At 62.3% G+C, this 12,179-nt stretch carries 17 protein-coding genes and 1 tRNA gene; 12 read left to right on the top strand and 6 right to left on the bottom strand.

Annotation, left to right across the window (positions count from 1 at the left end; translation table 11 throughout):
* Nucleotides 1–34: 34 nt before the first annotated feature.
* The 12 genes from ruvB (at nucleotide 35) to ABW22_RS12130 (ending at nucleotide 9,691) form a co-directional block, all read left to right on the top strand.
* Complete coding sequence (gene ruvB / locus ABW22_RS12185; protein WP_059757014.1) at nucleotides 35–1,066, top strand: Holliday junction branch migration DNA helicase RuvB; 1,032 nt, start codon at nucleotides 35–37, stop codon at nucleotides 1,064–1,066.
* 2 nt (nucleotides 1,067–1,068) lie between these two features.
* The gene (gene ybgC / locus ABW22_RS12180; RefSeq protein ID WP_059757077.1) at nucleotides 1,069–1,470 is read left to right on the top strand and encodes a tol-pal system-associated acyl-CoA thioesterase; all 402 of its coding nucleotides are present in this window, start codon (nucleotides 1,069–1,071) and stop codon (nucleotides 1,468–1,470) included.
* Complete coding sequence (gene tolQ / locus ABW22_RS12175) at nucleotides 1,467–2,165, top strand: protein TolQ (RefSeq protein ID WP_059757011.1); 699 nt, start codon at nucleotides 1,467–1,469, stop codon at nucleotides 2,163–2,165. The genes ybgC and tolQ overlap by 4 nt, the downstream gene beginning before the upstream one ends.
* Nucleotides 2,166–2,168: 3 nt before the next feature.
* Nucleotides 2,169–2,579: a protein TolR gene (tolR, locus tag ABW22_RS12170; protein WP_059757010.1), complete on the top strand. Its 411-nt coding sequence runs from the start codon at nucleotides 2,169–2,171 to the stop codon at nucleotides 2,577–2,579.
* 7 nt (nucleotides 2,580–2,586) lie between these two features.
* A complete protein-coding gene (locus ABW22_RS12165; protein WP_059757007.1) occupies nucleotides 2,587–3,492 on the top strand; it encodes a cell envelope integrity protein TolA in 906 nt (301 codons plus the stop codon).
* Between the two features lie 153 nt (nucleotides 3,493–3,645).
* On the top strand, nucleotides 3,646–4,920 hold the full coding sequence (tolB, locus tag ABW22_RS12160; protein ID WP_059757074.1) for a Tol-Pal system beta propeller repeat protein TolB: 1,275 nt from the start codon (nucleotides 3,646–3,648) through the stop codon (nucleotides 4,918–4,920).
* Between the two features lie 128 nt (nucleotides 4,921–5,048).
* Nucleotides 5,049–5,612, top strand: coding sequence for a peptidoglycan-associated lipoprotein Pal (gene pal / locus ABW22_RS12155; protein WP_059757004.1), 564 nt, complete (start codon nucleotides 5,049–5,051; stop codon nucleotides 5,610–5,612).
* A gap of 230 nt (nucleotides 5,613–5,842) precedes the next feature.
* A complete protein-coding gene (gene ybgF, locus ABW22_RS12150; RefSeq protein WP_059757001.1) occupies nucleotides 5,843–6,643 on the top strand; it encodes a tol-pal system protein YbgF in 801 nt (266 codons plus the stop codon).
* 173 nt (nucleotides 6,644–6,816) lie between these two features.
* Nucleotides 6,817–7,476 (top strand): 7-carboxy-7-deazaguanine synthase QueE, encoded by a 660-nt coding sequence (queE, locus tag ABW22_RS12145; protein WP_059756998.1) that lies wholly within the window; start codon nucleotides 6,817–6,819, stop codon nucleotides 7,474–7,476.
* Nucleotides 7,473–8,153, top strand: coding sequence for a 7-cyano-7-deazaguanine synthase QueC (gene queC / locus ABW22_RS12140; RefSeq protein WP_059756995.1), 681 nt, complete (start codon nucleotides 7,473–7,475; stop codon nucleotides 8,151–8,153). The genes queE and queC overlap by 4 nt, the downstream gene beginning before the upstream one ends.
* Before the next feature lie 148 nt (nucleotides 8,154–8,301).
* Entirely contained in the window at nucleotides 8,302–9,480 is a 1,179-nt protein-coding gene (locus tag ABW22_RS12135; RefSeq protein WP_059756992.1) for a YeeE/YedE family protein, read from the top strand.
* A gap of 135 nt (nucleotides 9,481–9,615) precedes the next feature.
* Nucleotides 9,616–9,691, top strand: a tRNA-Lys gene (locus ABW22_RS12130).
* Nucleotides 9,692–9,911: 220 nt separating this feature from the next.
* On the opposite strand, the gene ABW22_RS12125 is transcribed toward ABW22_RS12130, so the two are convergent.
* From ABW22_RS12125 to ABW22_RS12105, 6 genes are all read right to left on the bottom strand, one after another.
* Nucleotides 9,912–10,247, bottom strand: a complete 336-nt coding sequence (locus ABW22_RS12125) for a type II toxin-antitoxin system RelE/ParE family toxin (protein ID WP_059756987.1) — start codon at nucleotides 10,245–10,247, stop codon at nucleotides 9,912–9,914.
* Nucleotides 10,244–10,516, bottom strand: a complete 273-nt coding sequence (locus ABW22_RS12120; RefSeq protein ID WP_059756985.1) for a type II toxin-antitoxin system Phd/YefM family antitoxin — start codon at nucleotides 10,514–10,516, stop codon at nucleotides 10,244–10,246. Before ABW22_RS12120 ends, ABW22_RS12125 begins: the two co-directional genes overlap by 4 nt.
* A gap of 96 nt (nucleotides 10,517–10,612) precedes the next feature.
* Entirely contained in the window at nucleotides 10,613–10,891 is a 279-nt protein-coding gene (locus tag ABW22_RS12115) for a type II toxin-antitoxin system RelE/ParE family toxin (protein WP_059756983.1), read from the bottom strand.
* Nucleotides 10,888–11,121 carry a ParD-like family protein gene (locus tag ABW22_RS16855; RefSeq protein WP_082708793.1) on the bottom strand — a complete coding sequence of 78 codons (234 nt, stop codon included), beginning with the start codon at nucleotides 11,119–11,121 and terminating at the stop codon, nucleotides 10,888–10,890. Before ABW22_RS16855 ends, ABW22_RS12115 begins: the two co-directional genes overlap by 4 nt.
* Nucleotides 11,122–11,314: 193 nt before the next feature.
* Nucleotides 11,315–11,707 (bottom strand): type II toxin-antitoxin system HicB family antitoxin, encoded by a 393-nt coding sequence (locus tag ABW22_RS12110; protein ID WP_059756980.1) that lies wholly within the window; start codon nucleotides 11,705–11,707, stop codon nucleotides 11,315–11,317.
* A 9-nt stretch (nucleotides 11,708–11,716) separates the two neighbouring features.
* Nucleotides 11,717–11,899 carry a type II toxin-antitoxin system HicA family toxin gene (locus ABW22_RS12105; protein WP_059756977.1) on the bottom strand — a complete coding sequence of 61 codons (183 nt, stop codon included), beginning with the start codon at nucleotides 11,897–11,899 and terminating at the stop codon, nucleotides 11,717–11,719.
* Nucleotides 11,900–12,179 lie beyond the last annotated feature (280 nt).

The raw sequence follows: 12,179 nt of genomic DNA, 5'->3' as shown, positions 1-12,179 counted from the left end.
ATTCGCGCTTGTCTGTCCCACCGCCCCTGGCGCCATGATCGAAACCGACCGCCTCATTGCCCCCGCCGCCGTCAGCCCGCAGGAAGAGCTGGTCGAGCGCGCGTTGCGGCCGCGCACGCTGGCGGAATACGTCGGCCAGGCGAAGACGCGCGAGCAACTCGAAATCTTCATCAGTGCCGCCAGAAACCGCAGCGAGGCGCTCGACCACGTGCTGCTGTTCGGCCCGCCGGGGCTGGGCAAGACCACGCTGGCGCACATCATCGCGCGCGAGATGGGCGTCAACCTGCGCCAGACTTCCGGCCCGGTGCTCGAACGCGCGGGCGACCTGGCCGCGCTGCTCACCAACCTGGAGCCGAACGATGTGCTGTTCATCGACGAGATTCATCGCCTGAGCCCGGTGGTCGAGGAGGTGCTGTATCCCGCGCTGGAGGATTTCCAGATCGACATCATGATCGGCGAAGGCCCGTCGGCGCGCTCGGTCAAGCTCGACCTGCCGCCGTTCACCCTGGTCGGCGCGACCACCCGCGCCGGCATGCTCACCAATCCGCTGCGCGACCGTTTCGGCATCGTCGCAAGGCTGGAGTTCTACTCGGCGGAAGAACTTGGCTTCATCGTGCATCGCTCGGCGGGCCTGTTGCAGATGAACCTGGAAGAAGCCGGCGCGCTGGAAATTGCCCGCCGTTCGCGCGGTACCCCGCGCATTGCCAACCGCCTGCTGCGCCGGGTGCGCGACTACGCCGAAGTCAAGGCAGGCGGGCAGGCCACCTGCGCGGTGGCCGATGCGGCGCTGGTGATGCTCGATGTCGACCGCGCCGGGCTCGACGTGATGGACAGAAAGCTATTGTCGGCGGTGGTCGAAAAATTCATGGGCGGCCCGGTCGGACTGGACAACCTTGCCGCCGCCATCGGCGAGGAGCGTGACACCATCGAAGACGTGCTCGAACCCTATCTCATCCAGCAGGGCTACCTGCAGCGCACCCCGCGTGGCCGCATCGCCACCCCGCTGGCGTATCGCCATCTCGGTCTCGTCGCCCCGTCCGGCGCACCCGGCGAGGACCTGTTCTAGTGGTGGTGTTTCACTGGCCGGTCCGCGTCTACTGGGAAGACACCGACGCCGGCGGCGTAGTGTATTACGCCAACTACCTCAAGTTCATGGAACGCGCGCGTTCGGAATGGCTGCGCGCGCGCGGGTTCGAGCAGGATGTCCTGCGCGACGAGGCGGGGGTGGTGTTCGTGGTGCGGCGGATGGAAATCGATTTCCTGTCGCCGGCGCGCTTCAACGATCAACTCGATGTCTCGGTCGGCCTGCATGAAGCCGGACGCGCCAGCCTTGCCATGCAGCAGGAACTCATGCGGGGTGCCACCTGTCTGGCAAGGGCCGACGTCAAGCTGGCCTGCGTTGACGCGGTCCATTTCAAACCCGTTAAAATGCCCGCAACGATTCTTCAGACACTGAGCCCCACGACGTGAACCCCGACCTCAGCCAGAACCTCTCGCTCCTCCATCTCGTCCTCAACGCTTCGGTGCCGGTGCAGCTCGTCATGGTGCTGTTGCTGGGCGCGTCGTTGATGTCGTGGTGGTTCATTTTCATCAAGATGTTCGCCCTCAAGCGTGCCCTGCGCGCAACCGATCGTTTCGAGCGCGAGTTCTGGGGCGGCGGCGACATCAACGTCATGTACCAGCAGGTGGCCGCCGAGCGCGGGGAGGCGGGCGAAATGGGGCGCATCTTCGAAGCCGGATTCAGCGAATTCATGAAGTTGCGGCGGCAGGCGGGCATGTCGGCCAGCTTCATCATCGACGGCACCCGCCGCGCCATGCGTGCCACCTACCAGCGCGAACTCGACGGCCTCGAATCGCACCTGTCGTTTCTCGCCACCGTCGGGTCGGTGTCGCCCTATGTCGGCCTGTTCGGCACCGTGTGGGGCATCATGATCGCCTTCATGGGGCTGTCGAGCGTTGCGCAGGCCACGCTGGCGCAGGTCGCGCCCGGCATCGCCGAAGCGCTGATTGCCACCGCCATGGGCCTGTTCGCCGCCATCCCCGCCGTGGTCGGCTACAACCGCTACACCCACGACATCGACCGCCTGGCCAACCGCATGGAAAGCTTCATGGAGGAGTTTTCCAACATCCTGCAGCGGCAGACAACGACAACCAAGGCGGCCTGATTCATGGCGCGCACCCGCAAGCAAATCGCCCAGATCAACGTTGTGCCGATGATCGACGTGATGCTGGTGCTGCTCGTCATCTTCATGGTGACCGCACCCTTCATCAATCCCGGCCAGGTCGAGTTGCCGAGCGTCGGCAAGACCTCGCAGCCACCGGCGCAGCCGCTCGAAATCGTCATCAAGGAGTCGGGCGAATATTTGCTGAAAAACCGCGCTGTTGCTGGCGACGAGCGGGTCGTGGCCAAGTCGGCGTTGGCGGCCGAAGTCGCTGTGCTGCAGCGTGCCTTGCCGGATCAGCCGGTGGTCATCGCGGCGGACAAGAATGTGCGCTACGAGGAGGTGATGAACACCATGACCGTGTTGCAGAACGCGCAGATCACCCGCATTGGCCTGCTTGCCCGCCCCGCACCTTGATCCTGAGATGAACTTTCCGGCAGACGCGCCCTTTGTCTCCCGTCCCGGCTCCAACCTCATCGCTGGCGCGCTGGCGCTGGGGGTGCATATCGCCTTCGTGCTGCTGCTGGTGTTTGGCGTGTCGTGGCAGACCCGGCATCCCGCACCGGTGATGGTCGACTTGTGGGAAGCGTTGCCACCCGCGCCGCCCGTCGCGGCCAGGCCGTCGAGGCCGTCCGCGCCTGCACCGGCACCTGCACCAGTGAAAGCGCCCGAGCCGGTCAAAGCCACGCCAGCCCCCCGTCCGGTGGTGGACGAGCCGCCGCCGCCAAAAATCCCCGACATTGTGCTGGAAAAAAAGAAGGCCGAGGCCGAGCGCCTGCAAAAACTGCAAGCCATGCAGCTAGTCGAAGAGAAAGCCCGGGCTGACGCCGCACGCGCGCAGGCCGAGGCTGCCAGGAAGGTGCAGGAAAAACAGCTGGCCGAGCAGAAAAAACGCGAACTGCTGCGCCAGCTGGAGGAAGAGGACTTGACGCGGCGCATGGCGGACGAGGCTGTGGCGAGCCAAGCGCGTCAGGCCAAATTGGCTGAAGCGCAGGCCAAACTGGCCGACGCCGCGGCGGCCAGCAAGCGCCAGGCCGAGGTGGCGAGCGTCGTCGGGCAGTACCGCGATCTCATCAGCGCCAAGGTGCGCGGCAACACCCGCCTGCCCGACAACCTGACCGGCAACCCCGTCGTGCGCTGCCTGGTGAAGTTGCTGCCCACCGGCGAAGTCCAGAGCGTGCGGGTGACGCAGTCGAGCGGCAATGCGGCGTACGACGATGCAGTGGTGCGCGCCATCGAAAAATCGTCCCCGCTGCCGTTGCCGAGCGCCCGCGATGCGCGCGCTGCATTCGTCCCGGAACTAACCTTCGTCCATCGCCCCAAAGAGTGAGTTAAAGGCATTCTCCGCAAGCCGTCATTGCGTCCATGTATGCAATGACAACGCTTGTGGCGTGTATGGAGCGTTCTTGGCAGCCAGACTGTCACGCCGACCATGCTAAACTCATCCTACAATCAAGCACCATTGATCGAGATTCCCGACCCCATGCTGCGTGCTGTTCTGTTTTTTCCCCTGTTCTGTCTGGCCTTGCTGAGCGCGCCGTTTTCCGCGCGCGCCGCGATGGAAATCCAGGTGATCGGCGGGGCCGCCAGCAAGATATCCGTGGCGATGGTGCCGTTTCAGGCGGCACCGGGCCAGCCGGTGCCGGCGCTGACCCAGATCGCGGGAGGCGACCTTGAGCGCAGCGGCCAGTTCAGGCTGGTGGACGTTGGCGGCATGCAGCAGCCGGTCGCGCCCGCACAGGTCAACTACGGCATCTGGCGCGGCAAAGGCGCGGATGCTGTGGTCATCGGCCAGGTGGCCGCGCTGCCCGGCGGCCGCTTCGAAGTCCGCTTCCATCTGCTGGATGCGGTCAAGCAGACGCAGCTTGCCGCCTTTAGCTACACCATTTCCGCCACGCAATGGCGCCCCACTGCGCACCAGATCGCCGACATCGTGTACGAAAAGCTGACCGGCATTCCGGGCGCGTTCAGCAGCCGCATCGCCTATGTGCAGAAACAGGGCAAGCGCTTCGAGCTGCGGGTCGCCGATGCCGACGGGCAAAACCCGCGCACCGTCATGCGCTCCAACGAGCCGGTGATTTCGCCGCGGTTCTCGCCCGACGGCGCGCGCCTGGTGTATGTGTCGTTCGAGGACAAAAAGCCGGTGGTGTATATGCAGTCCCTGCGCGATGGCGGCCGCAGCAAGGTCGCGGCATTCAAGGGCTCCAACTCGGCGCCGGCCTGGGCGCCCGACGGCCGGCGTCTGGCGGTGGTGCTGACGCGCGACGAGGCCTCGCAGATTTATTTGATCAACGCTGATGGCAGCGGACTCACCCGCTTGACCCGGGGTGGCAATCTCGACACCGAGCCGGTATTCTCGCCCGATGGACAAACCCTTTATTTCACCTCGGATCGCGGCGGCAGCGCGCAGATTTACCGCGTGGCGGCCAGCGGCGGCGAACCCCGGCGGGTGACCTTCAGCGGCGGCTACAATGTTTCTCCCGCGGTCAGCCCGGATGGCAGGCATCTGACCTATATCAGTCGTGAAGGCGGCCGTTTCAGGGTGGTGCTGCACGAACTGGCCTCGGGCCAGACTCGCGTGCTGACCGATACCGCGCGCGACGAATCGCCCAGCTTTGCGCCAAATGGCCAGGCAGTGCTGTATGCCACCGTACAGGGCGGGCGCGGCGTTCTCGGCACCGTGAGCCTGGACGGCAAAACCCGCACGCGCCTGTCGGAATCCGGTGTGGACGCCCGCGAACCGGCCTGGGGCCCATAAGGTGTTGTTCCTGTTTTGAGATAGGGCCTGGGCGGCTATCCTGGTGTGTCAATCCAGAACTGCTCATGCCGATCGTTATTCACACGTCGTGATTTATTCGTTGTTATTCATCACTAAAGGAGAAACAAATGAACAAGATTTTTTGGCCCATTTTGCTTGCATTGACCCTGTCCGCGTGCGGCACTACCACCGGCACGCAAGCGACAGTTGAAGACCGCACCGGCGACCAGACCGGCGCGACCGCAGCCAAGCCGGCCGGCGCTGACAGCACCGGTGTGGACGGCACCGGCGTGGCGGGCAGCGCGTTGCCCGCCGATCAATATGCCGGCGATCCGCGCAAGGATCCGGCCAGCCCCTTGTCCAAGCGCAGCATCTTTTTTGATTTCGACAGCTACGTGGTGAAACCCGAATACCGTCCCATGCTCGAAGCGCATGCCGGCTATCTGCAGTCGAAGCGTGATGCGCGCCTCATCCTGCAGGGCAATGCCGACGAGCGCGGCAGCCGCGAATACAACCTGGCGCTGGGGCAGAAGCGTGCCGAAGCGGTGCGCCGTGCGCTGGCTGTGTTGGGCGTGAGCGATGCGCAAATGGAAGCAATCAGCTTCGGCGAGGAAAAGCCGCGCAACGAGGCCAGCACCGAAGAGGCGTACGCCGAAAACCGCCGCACCGATGTGGTCTATGCCGACGAGTAATTCTGGGAAAGCATAGTTGAACCACAGAGGCACAGAGATATGTCCCGCAGGGACGGTATCCCTTGGGACACAGAGGAAAAACATGATGTTGCAGATTCGCTGTGCAATCACCTGTCGGGCGAAAGCTGAATCCAATGCAGCGCATGAGTTATCTGGTTCTCTGTGCCTCTGTGCCTCTGTGCCTCTGTGCCTCTGTGCCTCTGTGGTGAAGCATTTAGGGTATTTGATTGATGCGCCGTGATGCCTTGATTCTGGCTTGCGCGTTCGCGCTGGCCCCGCCCGCGTGGGCGGTTTCGAATGCCGAACTCGCCCGCCAGGTGCAGGCCTTGCAGCAGCTGACGGGCGAGCTCGATGCCCGTCTCGGCAGGCTGGAGGGGGCGGTCCAGCAAAACCCGCAACTGCTCGGCTTGCTGAACGAAGTCGAAATGCTCAAGGCCGAAATCGCCAGATTGCGCGGCCAGGCCGAAGTCCAGGTGCATCAGCTGGATACCCTGGGCAAGCGGCAAAACGACCTGTACGCCGACCTCGACCAGCGTATCGCGGACCTCGCCAAGGCGGGCCAGCCCGCGCCGGCGGTCGATCCCGCGCCGGCAGTCGAGGGGGCGCAGCCCGCCGCGCCCGCAGCGGCGGGCGATCCGCCGCAAGCCGCCGACCCGCTGGTGGAATCGCGCAGTTACGAAGACGCGCTCAAGCAGTTTCGCGAAGCCAATTACGCGAGCGCCATCGCCGGGTTCAACGGTTTTCTCAAGGCGTACCCGACCAGCGCGCTGGCAGCCAATGCGCAATACTGGATCGGCTATTCGTATTACGTCCTGAAGGACTACAAAACCGCGCTGGCGCATCAGCAAAAATTGGTCGCCGCCTATCCTGCCAGCGCCAAGGTGCCCGACGCGCTGCTCAACATAGCCACCAACCAGATCGCGCTGGACAAGCTCGACGATGCCCGCAAGACGCTCGAAAACCTGGTGGCCAAATACCCCGGCACCCCTGCCGCCACGTTTGCCGTCCGCCGGCTGGCCACACTCAAGTAAGCGCGGTGTCCAAGACTGCAACGCTCCATCCCATCGGCCCGGGGGCGGGCCTCCTCCCTCCTGTAGGCGCGGCGCCCTCGCCGCGAATTCACGCCGATCCGCTACCTGTAGGCGCGGCGCCCTCGCCGCGAATTTACGCCGCCCCGTTACGCGCTGAAGTCCCGCAAGGCGGGATGGAGTCGAATGCCCAAACCGCCACGCTCCGCTTGACGGAGGTGTTCCTTTCTCTGCAGGGCGAAACCAGCCGCGCCGGCTTGCCGACGGTGTTCGTCCGCCTGGCCGGCTGCCCGCTGCGCTGCCGCTGGTGCGACACGCCCTACAGCTTTCAGGGCGGCGAAACCGTCCCCCTGGCTTCGCTGCTGGCGCGGGTGGCGGACTATGGCGTGCCGACCGTGTGCGTCACCGGCGGCGAGCCGCTGGCGCAGAAGAACTGCCTGCCGCTACTCGCCGCATTGTGCGACGCCGGTTATTCGGTGTCGCTGGAAACCAGCGGCGCGCTTGATGTCAGCCTGGTCGACGCGCGGGTCTCGCGCATCGTCGACATCAAGCCGCCAGGGTCCGGCGAGGACGCGCGCAACCGCTGGGAAAACCTCGCCCACCTGACGCCACACGACGAGATCAAGTTCGTGTTGGCCGACCATGCCGACTACGACTGGGCGCGCGAGGTCGTTCGCGAACAGAAGCTCGCGCAAGTCTGCCCCATCCTGTTTTCGCCGGTGCAGGGCGAACTGCCGCCCGCGCACCTGGCCGACTGGATTCTCGCTGACAGGCTGCCGGTGCGGATGCAGGTGCAGCTGCACAAGGTGTTGTGGGGCAACACCCCCGGTAAATGAAATCCGCGGTCATCCTGCTCTCCGGCGGCCTGGATTCCGCCACCGTGCTCGCCATCGCGCGTGAAGCCGGTTACGCCTGCCACGCGCTGAGCCTGGATTACGGCCAGCGCCACAATGCCGAACTCGCCGCCGCCGCGCGCGTGGCAGCAAGCCTGGGCGCCGTCGAGCACCGGGTGCTCAAGCTGGGACTCAGCGACATCGGCGGCTCGGCGCTCACCGACGCGTCCATCGCCGTGCCCGAAAGCCCGACCGAAGGCATCCCTGTCACCTACGTGCCCGCGCGCAACACCGTGATGCTGGCGCTGGCGCTCGCCTGGGCCGAGGTGCTCGGCTCGCGCGACATTTTCATCGGCGTCAATGCCATCGACTATTCTGGCTACCCCGATTGCCGTCCCGAGTTCATCGCGGCGTTCGAGCAGATGGCCAACCTCGCCACCCGTGCCGGCGTCGAAGGCGCCCGGCTGCGCGTCCACGCGCCGCTGCAGCATCTGTCGAAAGCGCAGATCATCCAGCGCGGTCTCGCGCTCGGTGTCGACTACGCGCAAACCGTCAGCTGCTACCAGGCCGACGCCGACGGCTTGGCCTGCGGCCGCTGCGATGCCTGCCGCCTGAGAAGGGAAGGGTTTCGCGCGGCAGGCATTCCCGATCCGACGCGGTATGGTCAACAAGCAGAGTAATCAAGCAGGTAAGCCCCCGGCCTTGCCAGGGCTTTGATGGTATTTAATATCCAGTTAGCATTCGGGGCGGAACCATTAGAATTCCGCCTGCCATCCGGATCCGCGCGGCGCATGCCGTCCCTCCTTTCCAAACTCGAGAGATAGACTTATGATTTACGAAAATTTCGCCAGCGCACAATCATTTTTTCTATGGTCGACCTTTGTGATCGCCCTGATCATGGGCGCCGTGGTCAACAAGACCAACTTCTGCACCATGGGCGCGGTTTCCGACTGGGTCAACATGGGCGATACCGGCCGCCTGCGCGCCTGGGTGTTGGCCATCGCGGTCGGCGTGCTGGGCGTGATGGCTCTGGAAGCAGCCGGCCTGGTCAACGTCACCAACACCTTTCCGCCCTACCGCCAGACCAGCTTGCCCTGGCTGGAATACGTGCTTGGCGGTGTTCTGTTCGGCATCGGCATGACGCTCGCCTCTGGTTGTGGCAACAAAATGCTGATCCGCATCGGCGGCGGCAACCTCAAATCAATCATGGTGGTGCTGGTCATCGGGCTGATCGCCTATTACATGATCAACCCCTTCCCGGGCAGCGACAAGACCCTGTATTCCGTCCTGTTCTATTCGTGGACCAACCCGACCGCGGTCGCGCTGAGCACCAACCAGGACCTCGGCGCGATGCTCTTCAGCGACAACGTCGCTACCGGCCGCATGGTGATGGGGGGCGTCATCGGCGTTCTGCTGCTGGCATGGGTCTTCAAGTCGGCCGATTTCCGCACCAGCTTCGACAACATCCTCGGCGGCCTCGTGGTCGGCCTCGTGGTGCTCGCCGCCTGGTATGTCACCAGCAACATCACGGTGAACGCCGGTGGGGATGTGCTTTCCCTGCAATCCTACGTGCAGGACTGGGATTTCTACTCGCCCGCAGGCGCCGTCCGCCCCGCTGACGCCGCCCCGCTTGCCGCGCAGTCCTTCACCTTCATCAACCCGATGGGGCAAAGCCTCGGCTATGCGGCAAGCGGCTTCGACCGCACCCTGCTCACCTTCGGCATCATGGCGCTGGCGGGCGTCATTGCCGGCTCCCTGCTGTGGTCGCTGGTTTCGCGCAGCTTCCGCATCGAGTGGTTCGCCTCCGGCCGCGACTTCGTCAACCACCTGATCGGCGCCATCCTCATGGGCTTCGGCGGCGTGCTGGCGATGGGCTGCACCATCGGCCAGGGCGTCACCGGCTTCTCCACCCTGGCGCTGGGCTCCATCCTTACCTTCATTGCCATCGTGGTCGGCAGTGCGGTCACCATGAAAGTGCAGTATTTCCTGATGATGCGCGAAGGGTAAGCAGGCTTGGCCGTCCGGCCATCGTGCCGGACGGTGGACGACGCGCGTTCAAAAAAGCGTCATAAGCCTTTACCCATGCGCATCGCTTCGGCTATAATTTCGCGCTTTCGCGGACAGGGTTTCAACCCCGTCCTTGGGCCGGTAGCTCAGCTGGTAGAGCAGTGGACTTTTAATCCATTGGTCCCGAGTTCGAATCTCGGCCGGCCCACCAAAATTCAAAAAGCCACGGGAAACCGTGGCTTTTTTTAGGCGCTTTCATCATTATTTGTTGGTATTGGCCAGCGCTGTGGGCGGGGCGCCTTCGCCCCGATTTGCGCACCGTCGCAACCGCCACGGTATCGGCCCGGGGGCGGGCCTCCTACAACAGCACCCCCGGCGGCGAGGCCTTTTGGTATTGGCCAGCGCTGTGGGCGGGGCGCCCTCGCCCCGAATTACGCACCGTCGATGCGTAGAAGCCGTCTGGTGAGTAGCGACTTCATGTCTTTCCGCGTGTCACAGACAATGTGGATGTAGATAATTTCCTGTCGGACTTCATGGATTATTCTGTTCATTCCCGAGACAACTTGACGGTATTGCGTGAGGTTGAGGCGCTCGAGTTCTTCGGGAACATTGCCGCCAAGCGGAAAGGCCCCGATGGTATTCACGGCGTCTTGAATCTTTGCGTAGCTGGCTTGCCACATGTCCTTGCCGAAGTTCTTGACCATGTAGCCTTTCAGTTCCTTCAGGTCGTGCTCCGCCGACTTCAGGAACACGACCTGGACGCTCATTGAACGGCTTCCCTGTCGATATCGGCGAACACCTCATCGGCGGTGCGGAAATGTCCCTGTTCAATCTCACGGTTGCCCAAAGCCAATAGTTTGAGCAGCGCCAGGGTCTCTTCGTGTTCCTCATATGAGCGGACATCCATCACCACAAGTTTGGCCTCCCCGTTCTGGGTAATGAGCATGGGTTCCCGGCTCTCGGTGATATCCCTGATGATTTCAGCCGCGTGGCTCTTGAGATAACTGATGGGCTTGACTTGAGTTGAAAATTTCATGGTTTGGCTCCTGGCTGGCCGAGCGCCGGAAAGACCGATTATAGTCCGAATTGAGTCGGATGCAGGTCAAGGGTCGGCTAATGGGCGACGCCCTATCTATCGCTTCAAGTCCCGGTAGAAGTTTTCATGGGGTCCAACGGCTTCAAGATAAATCAAGCGAACCTCTTCATCCCGCGTGTAGCCCAACAAATACATCTGACCTCCGCTGTGGAACTTGAAGACGCGTAGCGCTGCCAGATCGCCTTTCTTGCGTTCCCCGATTTCGGGGTTTCGGCTGATCTCCTCAACCGCAGAATCCACATCGGCGGTCGAATTTTTGTGCAGTTTCTTATATTGTCGGGCAAATCGCCGGGTTTGCTGGACCAACCACGTCACCCGCGACGACTCCGTGGCACGAACGGCTCTGACTGGTCACGCGGCTCAGCCATGGAAGCCAACGACTCTGCCACGAAGCTGACAGGCAGGTCTGGATTATCGATCGCAGCCCGGCCCACCCGTGCCCAGAATTCAATTTGCCCTGCGATAGTCCGATGTTCCAGCGCTGCATCTTGCCGGGCCTGTTCGTAAAAATCCTGATTGATTCGAATTGAAGTGCTTGCTGACATTGCGATACTCCCGATAGATTTACCACATTTGTGGTCAAAGTATAGTCTTGTCATTTCAATAAGCAAATCATTCCCCGTGTCACCCGCCGGGGATATGGAGTCTGACCCAGTTATTGCTTGAAATATCGTGTCTGACCCCATTTCTGGTGACCCCATTTCTGGTGTTTCTGGTGCCATTTCTGCATTTCAGTCGCTAGCGCATGGCCGCTCGCGCCGCATCGGCCAGAAAGCCGGAGCGGGAAGCCCCATGCGCCTTCGCGTAGGAATCAATTTTAACCAGCAAACGGGCGGGCAGCGTAATATTGACCTTCTCTGCGCGCCCCTCAAAACGTGCAAGATCAACCTCCACTGCCGCCCACACGCCATCGGCAAAATCTGCATTGGCGCGATGCTCGGCAATGGCATGGGCAACCGGAATATCCATCCCCTCTTCAACCAGGCCTTCCAGATGCAGATCAATCGCCTCCAACACGGAATCCAGTGCTGCGTCGAAGGTATCGCCGGACGAAAAGCAGCCGGGCAAATCAGGCACTGTTACGCCGTAGCGAACGCCATCATCAGAATGCAAAACCACGGGGAAACGCATGATGCTCTCCTATTTCCAACCCGCCTGTTTACGAATGCTGTGCAGCGTTCCGGCGGGAATGTCGCTGTCAGGATGCTTGACCGTCACCAAACCCGGCTTGCTCAAATGCTTGAATTGATGGTGCGAACCCTTAACCCGCGCCAAAAACCAGCCTTCCGCTTCCAGTTGCTTGATGATTTGCTTGCTATTCATGGTGGTTATAATAACCATCAAACAAGCGAAGTCAACCCCAGTGCAAAAGACAAGGCCTCAAGGCCTGACCCTGTGGAAATATCGTGTCTGACCCCATTTCTGTGTGCAAAAGACAAGGCCTCAAGGCCTGACCCTGTGGAAATATCGTGTCTGACCCCATTTTCTCTTTGTCTGACCCCATTTTCTCTTAGGAATATCGTGTCTGACCCCATATTCGTCATATTCGTCGTCTGACCCCATATTCGTCGCTATTCATGGTGGTTATAATAACCATCAAACA

It is taken from the genome of Thiobacillus denitrificans, from assembly GCF_001530125.1.
Classification (GTDB): Bacteria; Pseudomonadota; Gammaproteobacteria; order Burkholderiales; family Thiobacillaceae; genus Thiobacillus; species Thiobacillus denitrificans_C.
The sequence above is the reverse complement of the archived record's forward strand: the minus strand, read 5'-3'. Positions and strand labels throughout refer to the sequence as shown.